2 protein-coding genes and 1 pseudogene are annotated in these 1,356 nt (G+C 40.1%); 2 read left to right on the top strand and 1 reads right to left on the bottom strand.

Annotation, left to right across the window (positions count from 1 at the left end):
* Positions 1–398: 398 nt before the first annotated feature.
* Together F6K13_RS33450 and F6K13_RS33445 are read left to right on the top strand one after the other, a co-directional pair.
* Positions 399–737: a RodZ family helix-turn-helix domain-containing protein gene (locus F6K13_RS33450; protein ID WP_124147261.1), complete on the top strand. Its 339-nt coding sequence runs from the start codon at positions 399–401 to the stop codon at positions 735–737.
* A gap of 3 nt (positions 738–740) precedes the next feature.
* Positions 741–1,232: pseudogene (locus F6K13_RS33445) on the top strand (ImmA/IrrE family metallo-endopeptidase); the annotation flags it as partial.
* Here F6K13_RS33445 and F6K13_RS33440 read toward each other — a convergent pair.
* Positions 1,174–1,356, bottom strand: a 183-nt coding sequence (locus tag F6K13_RS33440; protein ID WP_375340698.1) for an ImmA/IrrE family metallo-endopeptidase, incomplete at its 5' end; no start/stop codon positions are given. The pseudogene F6K13_RS33445 and the gene F6K13_RS33440 sit on opposite strands and share 59 nt — an antisense overlap.

Here is a 1,356-nt window from a genome sequence, read left to right as displayed (position 1 = left end):
TGAGCAGGAGTAAAGTGAATACTGAAGCCTTCCACGTCTCTTGCATACCCTGGGCAAACAAGAGAAGCTGAACTCTGTTCTTCATGGGTAGCAATATACAGCCAGTCTTCGTCTTCCAATTTGTAGTGTGTATCTGTCCAGGTTCTCAGCATAATGCTATCCTCCAGGTGAGCGGTACTTGTTGAGACTCTCATAAATTTACAATTAGCCAACTTGAGCATGACTCCATATATAGAGCCTAAATTTAATTGACTTAATTTTCAACCTTACCAGTAGTGTCTCATAAGTTGACTTTTTTTTCAACTAAATCTATTGTAGCGCTAGTTGATTTTATCGTCAAGAGTAAAGTTGAAATTTTCGTCAAAGTTGCTTACAATGCTTATTAGGAGGTAAAAGCCGTGGAAAAAAGTTTTGGAAAGTTAATTAGACAGGCCCGTAAAGACAAAGGATATTCCCAACGAGAGTTGGCCAAATTCTTAGGAGTGGACTTTACATATTTGTCCAAGCTAGAAAACGATCGCGCCGACTATGCACCAAAAGAAGAAGTGATTCGTGGGTTAGCTAGGAATCTCGATTTGGATGAAGAGGAATTAATTTTCCTCGCTGGCAGAATTCCTCAACAGTATGAGGAGATTCTTAAGCAAAATCCAAAAGAGATGCTCGCATTGTTCCGACGAATGCAAGAAAATCCTGAATTCGCTCAAACAATATCTCAAGCTGCAACAGAGGGAGAATGAACCGTGAGTATCCTCAAACCGTATTGCTTTTATCGCAAGGAGTCGATTGAGCATCGGGCAAATGATATTCTCAGGCTAATGCATAAAACCGCAAATTTTGCTCCCAGGTGGCCTTTTGAAGCTTCTTTAGTTGCTGATTTTTTAGACTTGGGAGTAGTTTGGGATGAAATTCCTCCTGACGAAGGGGGGGCGATCGCTGCCCGAATTTTACCAACAGAACGACTGATTGAACTCAATGAAAAGATTTTAGACAAGCCTCAAGGCTTTCAAGAATCAACACTTGCTCATGAAATTGGTCATTGGGTGCTACATATTAATCAGGATGAAGCAGATGGAGCTGTGAAGCAGTTAGAACTCGACCTTGGTAATTATGGAACGCCAAATCAGTCAGAACAACCTTTTGTTTGTCGGGGTGCAAGTGGCAGCAAGATTGATTCTATTGAATGGCAAGCTCAATATTTTGCAGGCTGTTTATTGATGCCAAAATCGATTCTTTAGGAATATAAATCCAGCCAAACTCTTGCAGACGGTAAGTTAAATTAGAAATGCTGACGCCTAACTCATCTTTGATTTTATAAAGATTTGACCACTTAGTTAAATCTTTGCCTTGTCTTTTTTC

It is taken from the genome of Okeania sp. SIO2B9, assembly GCF_010672505.1.
In the GTDB taxonomy this organism is placed as follows: Bacteria; Cyanobacteriota; Cyanobacteriia; order Cyanobacteriales; family Microcoleaceae; genus Okeania; species Okeania hirsuta.
This window is presented reverse-complemented; position numbering and strand designations above follow the sequence as displayed.